The 16,554-nt window shown below is 68.5% G+C and carries 17 protein-coding genes and 1 tRNA gene; 10 read left to right on the top strand and 8 right to left on the bottom strand.

The genetic code is table 11. The features are described 5' to 3' along the window. Positions 1–458 precede the first annotated feature (458 nt). The 4 genes from AB0L29_RS33745 to AB0L29_RS33730 all read left to right on the top strand — a co-directional run bounded on the left by AB0L29_RS33745 (position 459) and on the right by AB0L29_RS33730 (position 3,408). Positions 459–611 (top strand): hypothetical protein, encoded by a 153-nt coding sequence (locus AB0L29_RS33745; protein ID WP_365832875.1) that lies wholly within the window; start codon positions 459–461, stop codon positions 609–611. A gap of 52 nt (positions 612–663) precedes the next feature. Then, complete coding sequence (locus tag AB0L29_RS33740; RefSeq protein ID WP_365832873.1) at positions 664–2,088, top strand: hypothetical protein; 1,425 nt, start codon at positions 664–666, stop codon at positions 2,086–2,088. Positions 2,089–2,107: 19 nt separating this feature from the next. After that, a complete protein-coding gene (locus tag AB0L29_RS33735) occupies positions 2,108–2,353 on the top strand; it encodes a hypothetical protein (RefSeq protein WP_365832870.1) in 246 nt (81 codons plus the stop codon). 89 nt (positions 2,354–2,442) lie between these two features. Then, on the top strand, positions 2,443–3,408 hold the full coding sequence (locus tag AB0L29_RS33730) for a Yip1 family protein (RefSeq protein ID WP_365832868.1): 966 nt from the start codon (positions 2,443–2,445) through the stop codon (positions 3,406–3,408). Positions 3,409–3,520: 112 nt separating this feature from the next. Here AB0L29_RS33730 and AB0L29_RS33725 read toward each other — a convergent pair whose 3' ends face one another. The 3 genes from AB0L29_RS33725 to AB0L29_RS33715 form a co-directional block, all read right to left on the bottom strand. Beyond that, entirely contained in the window at positions 3,521–4,018 is a 498-nt protein-coding gene (locus tag AB0L29_RS33725; protein ID WP_365832866.1) for a phosphoribosyltransferase, read from the bottom strand. 15 nt (positions 4,019–4,033) lie between these two features. Continuing rightward, a complete protein-coding gene (gene dcd / locus AB0L29_RS33720; RefSeq protein ID WP_365832864.1) occupies positions 4,034–4,609 on the bottom strand; it encodes a dCTP deaminase in 576 nt (191 codons plus the stop codon). Between the two features lie 146 nt (positions 4,610–4,755). Continuing rightward, positions 4,756–4,917, bottom strand: coding sequence for a hypothetical protein (locus AB0L29_RS33715; protein WP_365832862.1), 162 nt, complete (start codon positions 4,915–4,917; stop codon positions 4,756–4,758). Positions 4,918–5,199: 282 nt separating this feature from the next. On the opposite strand from AB0L29_RS33715, the gene AB0L29_RS33710 reads away from it, so the two are divergent. After that, a tRNA-Gly gene (locus AB0L29_RS33710) sits at positions 5,200–5,273 on the top strand. A gap of 105 nt (positions 5,274–5,378) precedes the next feature. Here AB0L29_RS33710 and AB0L29_RS33705 read toward each other — a convergent pair. Together AB0L29_RS33705 and AB0L29_RS33700 are read right to left on the bottom strand one after the other, a co-directional pair. Further along, complete coding sequence (locus AB0L29_RS33705) at positions 5,379–5,915, bottom strand: flavoprotein (RefSeq protein WP_365832881.1); 537 nt, start codon at positions 5,913–5,915, stop codon at positions 5,379–5,381. Positions 5,916–5,929: 14 nt separating this feature from the next. After that, entirely contained in the window at positions 5,930–7,201 is a 1,272-nt protein-coding gene (locus tag AB0L29_RS33700; protein WP_365832860.1) for a helix-turn-helix transcriptional regulator, read from the bottom strand. Positions 7,202–7,386: 185 nt separating this feature from the next. On the opposite strand from AB0L29_RS33700, the gene AB0L29_RS33695 reads away from it, so the two are divergent. Together AB0L29_RS33695 and AB0L29_RS33690 are read left to right on the top strand one after the other, a co-directional pair. Further along, positions 7,387–7,824, top strand: coding sequence for an ATP-binding protein (locus AB0L29_RS33695; protein WP_365832858.1), 438 nt, complete (start codon positions 7,387–7,389; stop codon positions 7,822–7,824). A gap of 140 nt (positions 7,825–7,964) precedes the next feature. Next, positions 7,965–8,378 carry a hypothetical protein gene (locus AB0L29_RS33690; protein WP_365832856.1) on the top strand — a complete coding sequence of 138 codons (414 nt, stop codon included), beginning with the start codon at positions 7,965–7,967 and terminating at the stop codon, positions 8,376–8,378. Positions 8,379–8,727: 349 nt separating this feature from the next. Here the strand turns inward: AB0L29_RS33690 and AB0L29_RS33685 are convergent, their stop codons facing one another. The 3 genes from AB0L29_RS33685 to AB0L29_RS33675 all read right to left on the bottom strand — a co-directional run bounded on the left by AB0L29_RS33685 (position 8,728) and on the right by AB0L29_RS33675 (position 14,301). After that, the gene (locus AB0L29_RS33685; RefSeq protein WP_365832854.1) at positions 8,728–10,518 is read right to left on the bottom strand and encodes a DUF262 domain-containing protein; all 1,791 of its coding nucleotides are present in this window, start codon (positions 10,516–10,518) and stop codon (positions 8,728–8,730) included. A gap of 368 nt (positions 10,519–10,886) precedes the next feature. Then, on the bottom strand, positions 10,887–11,363 hold the full coding sequence (locus AB0L29_RS33680; RefSeq protein WP_365832852.1) for a hypothetical protein: 477 nt from the start codon (positions 11,361–11,363) through the stop codon (positions 10,887–10,889). Positions 11,364–11,895: 532 nt separating this feature from the next. Continuing rightward, positions 11,896–14,301, bottom strand: a complete 2,406-nt coding sequence (locus AB0L29_RS33675; protein ID WP_365832850.1) for a hypothetical protein — start codon at positions 14,299–14,301, stop codon at positions 11,896–11,898. Between the two features lie 348 nt (positions 14,302–14,649). Here AB0L29_RS33675 and AB0L29_RS33670 point away from each other — a divergent pair, with 348 nt between their 5' ends. The 3 genes from AB0L29_RS33670 (at position 14,650) to AB0L29_RS33660 (ending at position 16,463) form a co-directional block, all read left to right on the top strand. Beyond that, complete coding sequence (locus AB0L29_RS33670; protein WP_365832848.1) at positions 14,650–14,865, top strand: type II toxin-antitoxin system VapB family antitoxin; 216 nt, start codon at positions 14,650–14,652, stop codon at positions 14,863–14,865. Continuing rightward, complete coding sequence (locus AB0L29_RS33665) at positions 14,862–15,284, top strand: PIN domain nuclease (RefSeq protein ID WP_365832846.1); 423 nt, start codon at positions 14,862–14,864, stop codon at positions 15,282–15,284. Before AB0L29_RS33670 ends, AB0L29_RS33665 begins: the two co-directional genes overlap by 4 nt. Before the next feature lie 741 nt (positions 15,285–16,025). After that, entirely contained in the window at positions 16,026–16,463 is a 438-nt protein-coding gene (locus AB0L29_RS33660; protein ID WP_365832844.1) for a DUF4259 domain-containing protein, read from the top strand. The last annotated feature ends 91 nt before the right edge of the window (positions 16,464–16,554 follow it).

Raw genomic sequence — 16,554 nt, 5'->3', positions numbered from 1 at the left:
TGGTCCAGCTGACGCCCTCGTGCGCGAGCCCGAACTCGTTCGGGTGCGTGAAGCCCGCGAAGACGTACCCGAGGTAGCGGTGGAAGGGCTCCTCCCGCCCGGACACGGGGGCGCCGTTCGTGTGCGGGCCGCGCGGCCGGTCACCGGCCCTCCCCGTCCGCGCCCCGCGGAAACCGGCCCGCGTCGCGTCCCGGACCCGGCTCACCCGGCGACGGACACCGGCGGCGGCCCGGCCCCCGGGCGCGTCGGGGACGCCCGCCCGCCGGGCGTCCCCGGCATGCCAGGCGCGTCCCGGAAAACAACCGAACTCACGTACAACCCTCGCGTCCCGTCGCGGGTCTCCTGATCGCCAACCGCCTGTGAACCCGCGGACGACTCCCGGCAGATCCGGACGGCCCGGCGCCTCATCGACTGCGGATGCCCGTCAGGCATCCCCGCATGCCGCAGGAGCACCCCGCATGCACCAGCACCAGCGCCCGCAAGGGCGCTCCCACCCGCGGCCCGCCCCCGCGACGGCCACCCGCGGCGCCCAGGGCCTGGCCGCCGCGGGCCTCTCCCTCAAGACCGGTGCCGACCCCGGCGCCGACCTCGGCTCCGTCCCCGCCCAGTGACGCACCGCCCACCGTGACGCACCGACGACTCCCCTGTGAGGCACGTACTCCCATGCGGTCCCGTATCACCGCCGCCGCCCTCGCCGCGGCCCTGGCCCCGTCCGCCCTCGCCCTGACCCCGTCCGCCGCGCACGCCGCGCCCGCCGCCGCCCCGTACGACTTCAACGGCGACGGCCGCGCCGACCTCGCGATCGGCGCACCGGGCGCCACGGTCGCCGGGCAGGCGAAGGCGGGCGCCGTGACCGTCGTCTACGGCAGCCCCACCGGCCCCAAGACCTCGACGCGCACCCTCCTCACCCAGAACACCGCCGGCCTGCCCGGCACCGCCGAGGCCGGCGACGCCTTCGGCTCCGCCCTGGCCTCCGCGGACCTGGACACCGACGGCTACGCCGACCTGCTGGTCGGCACGCCCGGCGAGGACGGCAGCGACACCAACGACGGCACGGTCACCGTCGTCTGGGGCTCCGCCTCCGGGCTGTCCGGCGCCCGCACGCTGTTCAGCTTCTTCAGCACCGACTACGACCGCTACGGCCAGGCCCTGGCCGCCGGCGACTTCGACGCCGACGGGGACACGGACGTCGCGGTCGGCTCCACCGGCCCGATCACCCTCTCCCTCGTCGACGGGCCGCTCACCAGGACCGGCGCGCACAACGGCGGTTCTGGCTCGCGCGACGACTGGTGGGCGTCCTCGTACGGCGTCACCCACCTCTCCTCCGGCGACGTCACCGGCGACGGCCACCCCCGGGTGGTCCTGCACGGCCGCGCCCTGAACTCCGACGACGCCGCCACCGGCCTGGCCGACATGAAGATCGGCAACTACACCGACTGGCTGCAGAAGCTGCCCGCCGGATACGTGTCCGCCGTCGGCGACATCGACGGCGACGGCCACGACGACATCGCCGTCGGCAACGACCGCGAGACCTCCGCCGACCCGGCGGGCGGACCCGGCGGCAAGGTCACCGTCGTCTACGGCGGCCCCGAGGGCCCGGACACCGGCCGCGCCCCGCTCGTCCTCACCCAGGACACCGCCGGCGTGCCCGGCGCCTCGGAGCCCGGCGACCGCTTCGGCAGCGGCGTCTCGCTCGGCGACGTCGACGGCGACGGCCACGCCGACCTGGCCGTCGGCGCCGCGGGCGAGAACTCCTCCGCCGGTGCCGTCACCGTCCTGTACGGCTCGGCGTCCGGCCTGACCACCAAGGGCGCGACGTCGTACACCCAGAACACCCCGGGCGTGCCCGGCACCTCCGAGCAGGGCGACCGCTTCGGCGCCCGGGTGGTCCTCGCCGACCACACCGGCGACCGCCGCGCCGACCTGTCGGTCTCCGCGCCGGGTGAGAACTCCGGCGACGGCGCGGTCTGGTCCCTGCGCTCCACGGCGACCGGCCCCACGGCCACCGGCTCGACGAGCTTCGGCCCGGCGACCACGGGCGTGTCCACCGCCGGCGCCCCGGGCTACGGCACGGCCCTCGCCCCCTGACCCGGAACGGGAACGCCCGATGCGCCAGCGCACCCTCCGGCCGGCCGCCACCCTGACGACCGGCCTGCCCACCGCCCTGCCCGCCACCCCGGCGCCCTCCGGCCTGTCCGACCTCGACGGCGAGCACCACCCCGCCGGCGCCATCCGCCACCTGCGCGGCTCGGCCGCGGGCATCACCACCGCGAAGGCCGTCGGCCTCGGCCCGGGCTCACTGGGCCTGCCGACGCCCGGCTGCCTCAGGCTCGGCCAGAACATGCTGAGGTGACCACCGCCACCGCCACCGCGGACCGGGGTGTCCCCCGTACGGCTCATCCCCGACCGCCCACGGAGAGAAGGCGGTTCACCCCCTAGGGGATGTCACAGCTCGGCAGCAAAGCCGGGCCCGGACGCCCGGGCCCGGCACACCATTCCCCGGGACCAGGTACGTTCGAAGGCGTGGCTGGATTCAGGATCGGACGCGGCCGGGACAACGGCGCTCCTCACGCGCGACCGCAACAACCCCCGTACGGACAGCAGACGCCGCAGGGGCCGTCGTACGGCTACCCTCCGGCGCCGCAGCCGTACCCGCAGCAGCCTGGGTACGGCACCGGCGGCGGCTACGGCCCGGACGAGCCGGAGTACTTCGGCGACGGCACGCACCCGCCCGGCCCGCAGGGCCCGCACGACCCGTACGCGGCGAACAACCCGGGCCACACCCAGGCCTTCTCGATCGGCGAGGACCCCTACAACCAGGGCGACACCTACCGCGCCGGCTCGGCCCCGCCGCCCGGCCCGATCGGCCCGCGCCTGCCCTGGAAGGACCTGCTGAAGGGGATCGTCCTCTCCCCCGACCGGACGTTCCTGCGGATGCGCGACTACACGATGTGGGGCCCGGCCCTCGTCGTGACCTTCCTCTACGGCCTGCTCGCGGTCTTCGGCTTCGACGGCGCCCGCGAGGACGCGATCAACGCGACCCTCTCCAACGCGATCCCGATCGTGCTGACGACGGCCGTGGCGATGGTGCTGAGCGCGTTCGTCCTCGGCGTGGTCACCCACACCCTGGCCCGCCAGCTCGGCGGCGACGGCGCCTGGCAGCCCACGGTCGGCCTGTCCATGCTGATCATGTCGATCACGGACGCCCCCCGCCTGGTCTTCGCGATGTTCTTCGGCGGCGACGCGTCCTTCGTCCAGATCCTCGGCTGGGCCACCTGGGTCGCGGCCGGCACCCTGCTGACCCTGATGGTCAGCCGCTCCCACGACCTGCCCTGGCCGAAGGCGCTGGGCTCGTCGGCGATCCAGCTGATCGCGCTGGTGTCGATCGTGAAGCTCGGCACGTTCTGAGGACGCGGGACGCGGGACGCACGGACGCGTCCCGCAGACGCGCACGCACACACGGAGAGGGGCTCCCGGCCGTGGCCGGGAGCCCCTCCCGCATATCTCGTCCGCGCCGCCGTCAGGCGTCGAGCACCTGGCCCGCCCGCTTCACGACCGGGGGTTCGACGGACCACGGGAAGTTGATCCACTCGTCGGTCCGCTTCCACACGTACTCGCACTTCACCAGCGAGTGGGACTTCTCGTAGATGACCGCGCTGCGCACCTCGGCGACGGCGTCGAGGCAGAAGTCGCGCACCAGCTTCAGCGTCTTGCCGGTGTCGGCGACGTCGTCGGTGATCAGGACCTTCTTGTCGGAGAAGTCGATGGCGTTGGGAACGGGCGCGAGCATGACGGGCATCTCGAGGGTGGTCCCCACACCCGTGTAGAACTCCACGTTCACCAGGTGGATGTTCTTGCAGTCCAGGGCGTAGGCGAGCCCGCCCGCCACGAAGACGCCGCCACGGGCGATGCTGAGCACGATGTCGGGCTCGTACCCGTCGTCGGCGATGGTCTGCGCGAGCTCGCGCACGGCGGTGCCGAACTGCTCGTAGGTGAGGTTCTCTCGTATGTCACTCATGGGAGGGGCCGCCTGTCAGACCTGGGTCCGGTGGAAGTTGAGGTAGGACCGGGACGCGGTCGGCCCGCGCTGCCCCTGGTAACGGGACCCGTACCGCTCGCTGCCGTAGGGGGACTCGGCGGGCGAGCTGAGCCGGAACATGCACAGCTGCCCGATCTTCATGCCGGGCCACAGCTTGATCGGAAGGGTCGCGAGGTTGGACAGCTCCAGCGTCACGTGCCCGGAGAACCCCGGGTCGATGAACCCGGCCGTGGAGTGGGTCACGAGCCCGAGCCGCCCCAGGGAGCTCTTCCCCTCCAGCCGCGAGGCGAGATCGTCGGGCAGCGTGATGACCTCGTAGGTGCTGGCGAGGACGAACTCACCGGGATGCAGGATGAACGGTTCGTCCCCCTCCGGCTCCACGAGCCGGGTCAGATCCGGCTGCTCGACGGCCGGGTCGATGTGGGGGTAGCGGTGATTCTCGAACACCCGGAAGAAGCGGTCGAGACGCACGTCGATGCTCGACGGCTGCACCATGGATTCGTCGTACGGATCGATCCGCACCCGACCGGCGTCGATCTCGGCCCGGATGTCCTTGTCTGAGAGAAGCACGCCCCGAGGATACGCAAGGCGCGCGGAGCAGCCACAATCGTGACGACTCCACGCGCCCGGGTCCTGCGCCTGTGCTGCCTGTGCAGCCTCTGTGGTCCCTGCCGCTGCCTGTGCAGCCTCGGTGGTCCCTGCCGTTTCTCCGGCCCCTACTGCTTCCCGAGGCTCACCGGCACGGCGCTGCGCAGCCGCGCGCAGCGCGGACACCGGACGAGCCGCCCGGGCCCGAGCCGCTCGGCCTTCTGCATCGGGAACGAAGCGGTGGTGAACACGTGCCCCTCGGCACAGCGGAGGACGACGGTGCGCTCCATCAAGTCCTAGAGTCCCTTCCCCAAGAGCCGCGTCCGGCTGCTACTCGCCTGACGACAAAAGCCACATTACGGGATCAAAGGGACGACCCTCCAGGCGGCACTCCGGCCCGCCCGACCCCTCTCCCACCCCTCCACCGTACGCCCCAACTCCAGCCCCCCGCAGCCCGGTCACCCCTCTGAAACGCCATCAGGCCCCAGGGCCTGAACACCTGGGGCCGGACATGAGGTACAGTGGGCGAGCGTTCGGACACCGACTCCGGATACCACGGATCGGCGTCTTACGCGGGTGTAGTTTAATGGTAGAACATCAGCTTCCCAAGCTGAGAGCGCGAGTTCGATTCTCGTCACCCGCTCCATGAAAGGCCCAGGTCAGAAGCCTGGGCCTTGTTGTTTTGGGCAGTGATCAGTCCCCGCGTGCCGGCAGCGCGCCAGATACGCACCACCTCGTTCAGCGGGCTGCGTCATGGCAGCCGGCCGAGCTGCGGCTCCAGGAGGTCCAGAGCCTCCTCCCAACGGAAGCGGTCCGCCCCGCCGCCGGCCTTCGGCCTGTGGGGCTCGTAGGTACCGAGCAGGACGTTCATCTCGCGCAGCGTTTCCAGACTCCGCGCATAGGCGGGATGGGCTGCCTGGGCGGCGTTCAGATAAGGCAGAACGGCGATGGGGAGGCCCATGCCGTACGCCTCGCACAGGATGCCCAGAGCGAGGGTGTCGGAGATTCCTGCAGCCCATTTGTTGATCGTGTTGAAGGTGGCAGGGGCGACGGCGATGGCGTCGGCGGGAGGCAGGGGGCGTGCCTCACCGGGTGTACGCCAGGCGGAGCGAATCGGGTAGCCGGTCTGCTCCTGGAGGGCCTCGGCGTCAAGGAAGGTCAGTCCCTGAGGCGTGGCGACGACGCCGACGTTCCAGCCCCGTTGCTGCGCGGCTCCGATCAGCCTGCCGACATCGGCGGCGACGCCGCACGCGCAGACGACGACGTACAGAAAGGGTTCCTTGCCCATCGCTGTCGGATCGATCACGCGGGTACTCCCAGTCGGCGACTGAAGTGGTGCAGTCCGGGCAGCGTACGGCGGCGGTCGCGAGCCGCCATGTCCGCGACCAGATCGCGGACGGAGGGACGGCGGACGTCCTGCGCGGCGCACGTCTCGGCGATACGCAGGGCCCGGTAGCCGTCGGCAAGGCGGCCCTGCTGGCTGTGTGCCCGGGCCACCTCCAGCCACAGCGCGGCCCGGCGCTCCGGGACGGGGATGTGGCGGCGCATGAGCGGATGGGCCGCTTGAAGAGCGAGGCCGGGGTCGCCGAGGGCCACCAGTGCGCTGACCTCGTGAAGAGCCACGTTGGTGGAGTCGAAGTTGGCCCAGGCGTCGGGCCGGTCGAGGGAGACGTACCGGGCCACATCCTTGGCCTCGGAGAGGAATTCATCCGTGGCGGCGCGGTCACCACCACCGTTGGCCGCGGTCACGCCGCGCAGAAGCAGCAGTCCGACGGCCGCGAGGTACTCCGGGGAGCGGCGGTCGTAGGAGCCGGTGAGCTGGTCGGCGGTGTGGCGCACGAGTGCGACGGCCTGGGCGGTGTGCTTCTCACGGGTGAGGACGTGCGCCTGTACGCGGACGCTGGAGGCGAGTACCAGCGGATTGCCGGAGCGTTCGGCCTCGGCCGTCGCACGACCGACGGCGAGCCAGGCGGTCCCTTGATCCTGCTGCTTGAGCAGCAGGCTGACCGCGGTCTGGTACGCCGTGGCCAGGAGCGGCGACAGCGCATCCGTGGTTCTCGCGTCACCTGCGGCCTGCCGCAGGTCGGCGATCAAGCCGGGGAGCACGCGTTCCAGCGCCGTGTAGTCACAGGTGTGGAAGAGCCTGCGGGCCGCGCCGACCCGCTCGCGCAGGACGGCCGTATCGAGGGGGGCGGCGGTTCCTGCCGGAACCGGCCCGGGGAGGAGGGCGTGGACGAGTTCGCCATGGGCGGCGGCTGAGCCGGCTGGGGGCACGAAAGCCGCGACGCCGGCGGCAAGGAACGTACGACGACGCATGTCCTCTGCTCTGGACCCTGTGGGGGAAAGGTCGGACGCGGCGGCGAGCCCCAACTGCTCGAAAGGGATGCCAAGCTCTTGCGCGACGGCCCGCAGAACGCGGGTGTCCGCTGTGCCACGGCCGCTCTCCAGGCGGCTCACCTTGGACTGGTGATAGCCGAGTGCGGCAGCGACGTCCTTCTGCGAGCGTTGTTGTAACACCCTTGCGCGGCGGATCACTTCGCCGATCCGCCGCGCTTCGCTGCGTGCTTCGGCCATCTGCCACGGCCCCTTCCGCCACCGCCGATCCTGCCTGCCCAACGGCGCTTGAATCAGCCGGGTTCCGCCTCGATGCAGCTCTTGCATACCCCATGCGCCAACAGCACATGGCCCGAACGGCCACAGCAATCGGCTGGTTCCTTGAAGTGGCACCACCGACGCCGCTCTCCCGAGGAAGGTCACACATGGCAGCGCACCGGCTCGTCCTATCGGTCCCGGCCGCGACAAGTGCGGTCACCGCCGCGCGGCACCAGGCCGTGGACGGGATACGGGGCTGGGATGCAGGACTGGACCACGATGTGGTGCACACGGCGGCCTTGGTAATCAGTGAACTGCTCACGAATGCGGTTCGACATGCCGGCGCCGGCCGAATCCTCCTGAGTGTTCGGCTCACTGGAATCGTCCTGCGCATCGAGGTCTGCGACTCCAGCTCATCGCTTCCCCGGCCCGGCCTCCCGGACGACGACAGCGAAAGCGGGCGTGGCCTGCTCCTCGTATCCGCTCTGGCCGACCGGCACGGCGTCAGGCCGACAGCCGCTGGCAAGCGGTGTTGGGCCGAGATCTTCCTGTCCACTCCGTCGACGACGGAGTCCCCCGTTTCCCTGCCCCTGCTTAAGAATTGACCATGCCACCCGCCTCACCTCGCCCGGCGCGGATTCCCGAGGTGCGTGCCGTACATACCGGGCAACCACCCGTCGACACCGGCGAAGCCGGAGGTTTCGGGACCACCGCTCCGTCGTCGGCCTCTGCGGGAGTCCCGGGAATGCCCGTGGAGCCGAGTGACGCTCCAACCGGCACCGGCAGGATCCCACGGGGTTACTGGTGCGAGTGCTGGACCAAAGCCGTCACAGGCAGGACGGGAGGACCGGTGCTCCTGGCCTCCTTCGGCGCCTGCTCGGCGGCTCAGGCCGACCGATGGGTCGCGGTCGCACTCCGCACGATCTCACCGGTGCTCGACGCGGACGCCTCGGACGAGGCGTGGACGTGGCTGTACGAGGACCGCATCGAAACACGCCGAGCCCTCCTGCGAGGCGAACCCTGCTCGGTGACGATCACGCACGCCAACACCCGCATCACATGGGCGATCCGGCCGGTGCTTTTCCTACCATTCGCGCATCGACAGGACGGCGAACTCCCGCCGTGCGCATACGCCTTCAAGCCCGGCGCCGCAGACTGAGTTACGAGTTCCTCTACTGGTTCAAGGCGGCTCGTATTCGCTGCCGCGCGCAGCCCGGCCCCCGGCCGGGCCTGCGCTCCTGTCTCCACCCCGCTTCAGCCCGGCCGGCGCCCGGGCCGCGCGCACAGCAATCAGCTGCCTGATGCCAGAGAAGGGGTACGTCGTGGCTAAGGCGGTCGGTTCCACGGCTTTAAGGCAGCCACTTTGGCGCGAGCCTCGCAGATCATGGCCCCAACGTCGTGCTTTACCGGGTAGGTCCACAGACTGCTCGACGCGCCGAAAGCTTACGGGGCCATGATCACTCGTGCCAAAGCAGCTCCAGCCCAAAGCCGCTCCGCCGAGCTTATGACTACGGGAACCGCTTGAACAGCCTCCCGATGTCGCGGGCGGCAACTTCAACGGTGCTAGACCCTTGACGCTCGTACCAGCTGTCATTGTAGGGAACCGGGTGCCCCACAGACTTCACCGTGAGAAGCAGTACCGGCTTTCCATGGTAATTAGCGGGACGCATGTCACGAAGCACTTGGGACTTGAGGTCAGACTCCAGACCGGACGCTCTCACCTTTTCCGTGAAGAAACTCATATAGCCGTCCAGTGAACCACCATGCCGCGAGAACTCGTGCTCCACTCCGGTGATCCAGAAGTCACCGTCCTGAACCGCCGGAGCCCCATAAAGGTTTCGGACCCTATCAGCGTCGCTCTTCGTATCGGCGATTCCAATGACAACGTACCCCACGGTGCCGTCACCATCATTGGCGATAGCAGAAATTGCTTTCATGATCCGCTCGAAGCCACGCGAGTCGAAGTTCCCGCTACCATCGAGAGAGTGCAGGCCCTGCTTCAATTCAAACAAACTGTGCTCAGCAAGGGCAGCGCGCAGAAGTCGGTGAATCCTAGCCTCGTTCGCTTCGAAAAGAACGTCCCGCTGGCTAGTCTCTGGCACTGTGAGGTCTCGAAGAACACCTGCCACCGCAGAAATATTATCCCTCTTATTCTCAGCAGACCAGGTGCCCCCTCCAGCCGTGATATTGAGGATGCGATCGCCAATACCGTCAAGGGCCTTGACCATCTCACGAACATCCCTGATTGATCGATTCTCTCGAATCAATAGGGTGTAGAGAGCCAAGAAGATGGTCGCATAGTAGCGCGGGACTCGCTGTCGAGGAGTTTTGAATACGAGTTGAGAAAAACTCTTCCCAGACGTTTTAAGAATATCCTCTAGGACGCCGTGAACATGTTCAAAACGCCCCTTAATTAGCTCTGCACCTTCTCGCTGAACTGCCGATTCGATGCGGTCCCTTCTGCGCTCCTTTGAATCTCCTGGCTTAATTCCATAGTACTCATCCAGCGTCTCAGAAGCGTACCTAGGAACAGCATCAAGAATCATTGTCGCCAAGAGGTCAGCAACGATCTCTTCATCACGCGATTCGCGAACTTGATCCTTCTCAAGGATCTTGTGGCGCACCCAGAAAACGTCTTCAATGAAGACCCCAGGCCCGTTTCGATCGCTAGAGATACTGATAGCCGGCATGCCAGTGAGGGCGACCAAATCCCTTACTGACGTGTCTCCCCTCACAAACGAAGAGACCTCGCGCACTAGATCCGCGAAGTTCGAAATCGCTCCGGCTTGACGGATTTCCTGCCGGGAAAGATATCGCCCGTTAGAGTTAATCCGCCGGAACACTTCCTCGACAATTTCCTCGTCTGGTGCGCGGTAGGTCGACATTGGGAGCACATAGTTGGCAATACTTACGCACTCTCGTCGATCAAGTACCGGAAGGCGTTGCTGCAGCTTCCCCTCGTCTCTCCTCAGCTTGGTTTCAGCAAGGGTTTCGAGGTCAAAATAATAGCCGTCAAGTGGATATTGGTTCTCAATGAAAGAGAAGATGGCATTCAGGCGCTGCAAGCCATCGATAATTTCGAGCGCTGTAGCACCTCCGGCAGTGCGTTCTGCCGTTAGTACCAGAGGGACAGGAAGCTGCTTGCGCAGTGAATCAATGAAAGCCGCTTTTTCGTGAATTGCCCAAACCAGCTTGCGCTGGTATCGCCTATTAACGACGAACGACTGGTTTACGTAGCTGTTGTACAGTGTCTGAATGTTTTCGCCACGGACAATCAGGTTACTGCTCAACTCGGCCATCGAATTCCCCGCACGTTGTAGTCTTGACGTGATCCTTCACTGAGCAGATGGCTCGTTCAGATGAAGGCCCTCGTGACTCTGGTGTGAGGACGCTACCAGGACGACCGAACAGGGGACTCGCCTTCGCCAAGGGTCGGCAGCTCCTCAGCTTGTGGCAGACCTGTGCCGCACATTGCATCTGCCGGGTGCGCGCGGCCCGGCAGATACACAGATCGGGCGGCCGCGCCCGCCCGTGCAAGACGCCTGCCAGATCGTGCGAGGATCCACGGGGAACGGCGGGGACCAGGTCGTCAGCCAGTCGGGCGCCATAGCTGCTCGACCACAGGTCAGCCCGGTAACCAGCCGCAGACAACCCACGCTTCCCAAGCTCAGGGCGCAGTGCCGTCTTCACTGACATCCAGGTCCTCTCGCATGCGTGCCCGAAGCACAGCAAGGGCATCGTCATAAGTTCGACGCCCCTCCAAGTACACGGGATCGGTGGCCAGGACCCCCTCCATCACCCGATCCCGGAGGTCGCGCAGACGGCGGAAAGCATCCTCCGAAGCCTCTATGACGCAACTGGGCGCACTGATGGTCATCTGATACCTCAGGCCGATGCACGGCCCGAACGCTTCGCGAGCCTTGGTGCGGCGCGCCGAGGATTCCATGTCCGGGTCCCGAGCCACGTTGCCGCAGGCGTGACGGGCTTCAGACAGGCTGGCCAGGTAGTCTCCATACAGAGTGCGACGCGCTTGCGTCTCGCGATCCAAGCGCTCCCGCTTCCACCGTTGACGGTCCAGAAGCATGGCGGATCCTGTGGCGATCGCCGCGCCAACTATGGTGCTGATCAAGGTGATCCACTGCATAGACCGACCGTAGCCACTGCTACGACGTGTGTCGGCCCTGCACCACAACCGCACCAGACCGACCGGGGAACAGCGGGGAACCACGGTAAAAACAGTCGATCCAAAGAAGCCACAGTCCAGCCGTTCGCCCAGGTCAGTGCCCGAACCGACCGCGCATGCTCATAGCTTTCCAAGCCGAGAGGGCGAGTTCGGTTCTCGTCACCCGCTCTTCCCGAAGCCCCGGGTCAGCAGCCAGGGCTTGTGCATCGGCAGGGGTTTTCCGGCATCCGGCTTGCCGGGTGCACGAAGGTCGGGCACGCGGAGGGCGCGAGTTCTCGGCGGGTACTGCACTGCAGGCTCAACGCTCCTGGTGCTGAAAGGCGCCGCCGAGCTGTGGTTTGGCTGCGTCCACCGCATTGGTCACGCCCGTGGGCTCTCAACCTGCCGTCCCCTCGGGGAGACGGATGGGCGGGCGTCGCGCGCCCGGGTGAGGGCTGCAGCCAGATCCCGGCCTGTGGAGCCGGGACCTGGCGGGGTCAACGGGGCAGCAGGGTCAGCGGACGTCGGCGTAGTCGCCCGGGGCGGTGGCGGGTGCGGTGGTGGACGAGGCGGCGAAGGTGTACCGCCAGTAGCCGTCCGTCGACGCCTTCGCCGTGGTCCTCAGGTTTCCGGAGCTGTCGGTGGTGACCGTCTTCACGGTCGTGTACGTGGACGTCCCCTTCTTGCGGAACTGCAGCTTCACCTTCTGACCGGCGTAGCCGTGGTAGCCGCCGCGCGTCTCCCAGTCCGCGCGGGAAAGCTTGCCGGTGATGGTGAGGGTCTTGCCCTTGGCCACCGGCTCGGGGGCAGCGTTGGCCGTCAGCGTCGCGTCGCGCAGGACGGGCGCCGACTTGGCGGTATGCAGGTCGACGTGGCCCGTACCGTTCGCGGACTCGGCCCAGGCCGCCAACTTCCAAGTGCCGGCGAGGAAGTTCCGGCCGAGGGCCCAGCGCGGCTGGATGTAGGCGAAGTGCGCCTCGCAGGTGGACGTGGTCGCGTCGACCTTGGTGCAGGCCGCCGGCCAGGTCCCGTAGAGGACGGCGTCGGGGGTGTCGTACGAACCCTTGTAGAGGTACATGTCTCCGCTCGCGATCCCCGACGGGTCGGTGGCGGTGAACTTCGCCTTGAACTCCTGCAGCGGTTCATCGGTCAGCTCCACCGGCCTGCCCGCGTTGACCACGACGTTCGAGATGCGGGTCGCCCGCACCGTCTCGTCGCCCTGCGGCGCCGGGCCTGCGAACGCCCGTGTGATGGTGCGGCGGAGGCTGCCCCCCTGGTCGTCGGCGGCGGTGACGCGCAGGGAGACGAAGGAGGCGGTGGCGGGAACGTCGAGAGTCGCCGAGCCGTCCGGCGCGACGGCCAGATCCGTCCAGGTCGTGCCGTCGTCCGTGGAGTAGGCGAGCCCGGTGATCCGGGTGTTCGCCTCCGCCGCATCCGTGTTGCGGGTGCTCGCGCTCGCCTGGACCCGGACCGGACCGGCGGCCGCGCGGCCGAACCCGTCGAGCCCCGGAACGCTCAACCGGGCGTCGATCAGCGGGATTTCCTGGCCTTCCGCGTAGTCCGAGCGGAACGTCCACTCGTTGCGTACGTCCGTGGACAGCCGGGAGTACGGCACACGGCGGTGCACGGTCTGGTCGAGGGTGTACGTCCTCTGCAGCGACGGCAGGCTGGACGACGTCAGCGCGTCGCCTGCGCCGAGGCCGTCGGCCTGGGCGTAGGTGACGCCGTCGGAGGAGGTGAGTTTGTACGAGTACGTCGCGCGGCCGTCGGTTCCCGCGTGGCCGCTCGTGTCACCGAAGGCGTTCGGCTCGAACAGCCAGATCTTCCCGAGGTTCCGCTGCGAGCCACCCCACTCCCGGCGGAGTGGCTGCAGCGGGGCCGCGCCCAGGGTCTCGCCCGCGCTGGTCCCGGCGGCCAACGTGCGGTCCGGGAGGTTCAGGCTCAGGTCGCCGGTTCCGTAGGACAGCAGTCGGCCGTAGGTGATGCCCGGAGTGGCGTACTCGGTGACCGAACCGGCAACGGGCACTGCGGCGCCGATGTAGACGCCCGTCCACTCGCCGAAGGACGGGACGCTCTGCAGATAGGCCGTCGTCCGCGTGCCCGGGGCGCCCACATGCGTGACGGTTTTCGCCAGGGCCGACGTACGGACCGTCGCGACGGGCGAGGCGGGCACGGTGGTGGTGAAGCTGTGCGTGAGGTCGTAGCGGTAGGGGCTCGGCACGCTCGCCGAGGCGCCCTTCCTGCCGAGCACCTCGTGCAGGCGCAGCGAGACGCCGCTCACCGAGAACGGGGTGACGTACACCTTGTCGGCCCCCGAGCCGGCGAAGCCCGCCAGGTCGCCGCCCGGGACGCTGATCCACACGGCGGACGCGTCCCGGGTGGCGGTGGTGTCGTCGGTGCGGATCGCGGTCTCCTTGGCCGCGCGCTGGTCGAAGGTGACCGTCTTGGCGGCCGAACCGACCGAGAAGGTACGGGTGAGCAGGTAGCTCGGCTCCTGCCAGTCGTGGTGCAGCGCGACCGAGAAGTAGTCACCCGGCGGCAGTTTCACGGTCGATGAGGCGCCGGCGGTGTCGCTGTCGACGGCGTACGACGTCCAGGTGCGGCGGTCCCAGACATAGAACGACTTGAACCGGACGTCGGCGTGCGTGATGGTCAGCTTGACCGAGTACGTCGACGCGGCGGCGTTCGTCGTCGTGGGAACGCCCTGCGTGTCCTTGGTTCGCGCCGTCGATCGAAGTTTCGTGGTGGTGCGGTCTGCCGCGGACTTCCCGGTCGGCCGCACGGACACCGTGCCGTTCACCGACGCGACGGAGTAGCGGGGTGCGTGGGCCGCGCCCTGCGCGTCCGCCGTCACCCGGACGTCACGTCCGTCGATGAGCTCGACGCGCCCCGTCCCGGCGCTCCCGGTGCGGAGCGCCACGTCCTTCGCCGACGAAACAGCCCCTACCGTGGCCGGCCCGCTGTCCGACGCCGTCGCCTCGGGCGCAAGCAGCGTCGAGGCGGTCAGTGCCGCTCCGCAGAGCCCCGCCGCGGTGCGTCTTCGAACCCGCCCTGCGCGAAAAACGGACATCAATTGCCCCCCTGGCTATTTCCCCTGAGACCGCCCCCGGCGCATCTGTCGCAGGCGACGACCGGCTCACTCTAGAGGACGTGACGGAGACCGCCAGCTTGATTGGCATGTACACCAAGGTGCCTCGGCCTGCCACGTTTCACTTGACCGAGCTAGATATCATTGTCGGTGCAAAAGATATCAATGGAGGTACAACCAATGAGCCGGACCGTGATCGACCTCGATGATCAGCTACTGGCGGACGTGGCCAAAGCGCTCGGTACCCGCACCAAGAAGGAGACGGTGAACACCGCCCTGCGGGAAGTGTTGGAGAACCGGCGGCGCGCTCTGGCTCTGACCCGTCTTCGCGCCGCGGCCGAGGAGGGCGCTTTCGACCTGGATCTCTTCGAGGCCAAGGAGAACTACCGCCGGTGAACGCCGCGCAGTACCTGATCGACACCAGCGCCCTCGCCCGCCTGCTGCGCGCCGACGCCGAACAGTACGGGTGGGACCAGGCAGCAGCAGCCGGGCTCATCGCCACCTGCCCCATCACCGAGCTGGAGTTCTCCTACAGCGCGCGCTCCGCCGCCGACCGTGCACAAGGCATCGAGGACCTGCGCCTGCTCTTCGGCTGGGTGCCGGTCGACGACCGCGCCTACGACCGGGCCTGGCAGGTCCAGGAGATCCTCACCCAGCGCGGACAGCACCGCGGCGCCGGGCCCGTCGACCTCGTGGTGGCCGCCACGGCCGAGTTGCAGGGGCTGACTCTTCTGCACCGTGACCGGGACTTTGAGTGCATCGCCGCCGTCACCGGACAGGCACTCCAGTGGTACGGACCGGAAGCCGTCAAGTAAGCACGAGCCGGGCGACGGCCGTTCCTGGAGCGGGGCGGTCCAGGAGGAGCGCACTTCGCCGCCGGAAGGCTTGCCGGCCGTCTTCCTGGCCGCCGCGGCGCGGGACTTCCGCGCGGTCGCGTCGAAGCCGGCGGCGACCTCTTCCTGCCGCCCCTCGTCGGAGTGCTGACAGATCAACGAGGCCTCTCCGAGGACTGCCCGACGCGGACCATCGTGTCCTGGAGGGTGGTGCCGGCGGACCGGGATGGACGTCGAGACCCGCCGCCCGATCGACCTCCTCCCGGACCGGGAGGCAGCGAGCCCGGCCGCCGTCGCCGGACGGACCCTCCGGCACCCGGACACCCTCACCGAATCCGAGCGGATCCAGCTCATGGCCGTCCGGGCACACCGCCCCGAACTCGACGCCCTCACCCGCCCCGTCCGGTCCTTCGCGGCCATGCTCACCGCCCGCCGGGGCGAGTACCCGCCGGACTGGCTCGACTCCGTCCGACAGGACGACCTGCCCGGTCCCCACGTCCTCGCCACCGGCGCATCGACCGCGACGCCGTCATCGCTGGTCCGACCCTGCCCCGGAACTCGGACGTCGCACAAGGCCATGTCAGCCGGATCAGGATGCTCGAGCGACAGACGTCCGGCCGCGCCGACTTCGCCCTGTTGCGGAAACGCGCCCTGCTTTCCTCGTGACGGCCGCTGTCGGTGGTCGATGCGACGATCACCGCACGTCAGCGTGAGGAGTACACCATGGGGACTTGGGATATCGGCCCCTTCGAGAACGACATGGCCGCAGACTTCGCCTACACCCTGGACGAGACGGCCCAGGACAAGCGCGAGGGTCTCGTGCGGGCGACGCTCATCCGCACCGTCCAAGCCCTGGACTACCTCGAGAGCCCGGAAGGCGCGGAGGCTGTCGCAGCCGCCGCTCTCATCGCGGCACAGTGTCCGGGCGGTGAACCGATCAGTACGAGCTTCGGTCCCGAAAAAGCCCTTCCGGCCTTCGCCGACGATCTCCGGCCGCTTGCCGTCGAGGCCCTCGACCGAGTACTCGCCGAGGAGTCGGAACTCGCCGAACTCTGGGACGAGACACCCAGTGGTCCGAAGTGGCGGCGGAGCATCGGCCGCCTTCGCGCCGTCCTCGCACCCGAATCACGGCCTCCGGAAGACACATCGTCCGGTCTCTGACCGGACAACCCGACGGTACCGATCGCAGGAGTTGGGGAAGAGCCTGGGCTTGGCGGCGCCGAGTGCTCTTCCGGCCCATGGCTGCCGTGGC

The sequence above is a fragment of the Streptomyces sp. NPDC052701 genome (assembly GCF_040678355.1).
Lineage (GTDB): Bacteria > Actinomycetota > Actinomycetes > Streptomycetales > Streptomycetaceae > Streptomyces.
The sequence above is the reverse complement of the archived record's forward strand: the minus strand, read 5'-3'. Positions and strand labels throughout refer to the sequence as shown.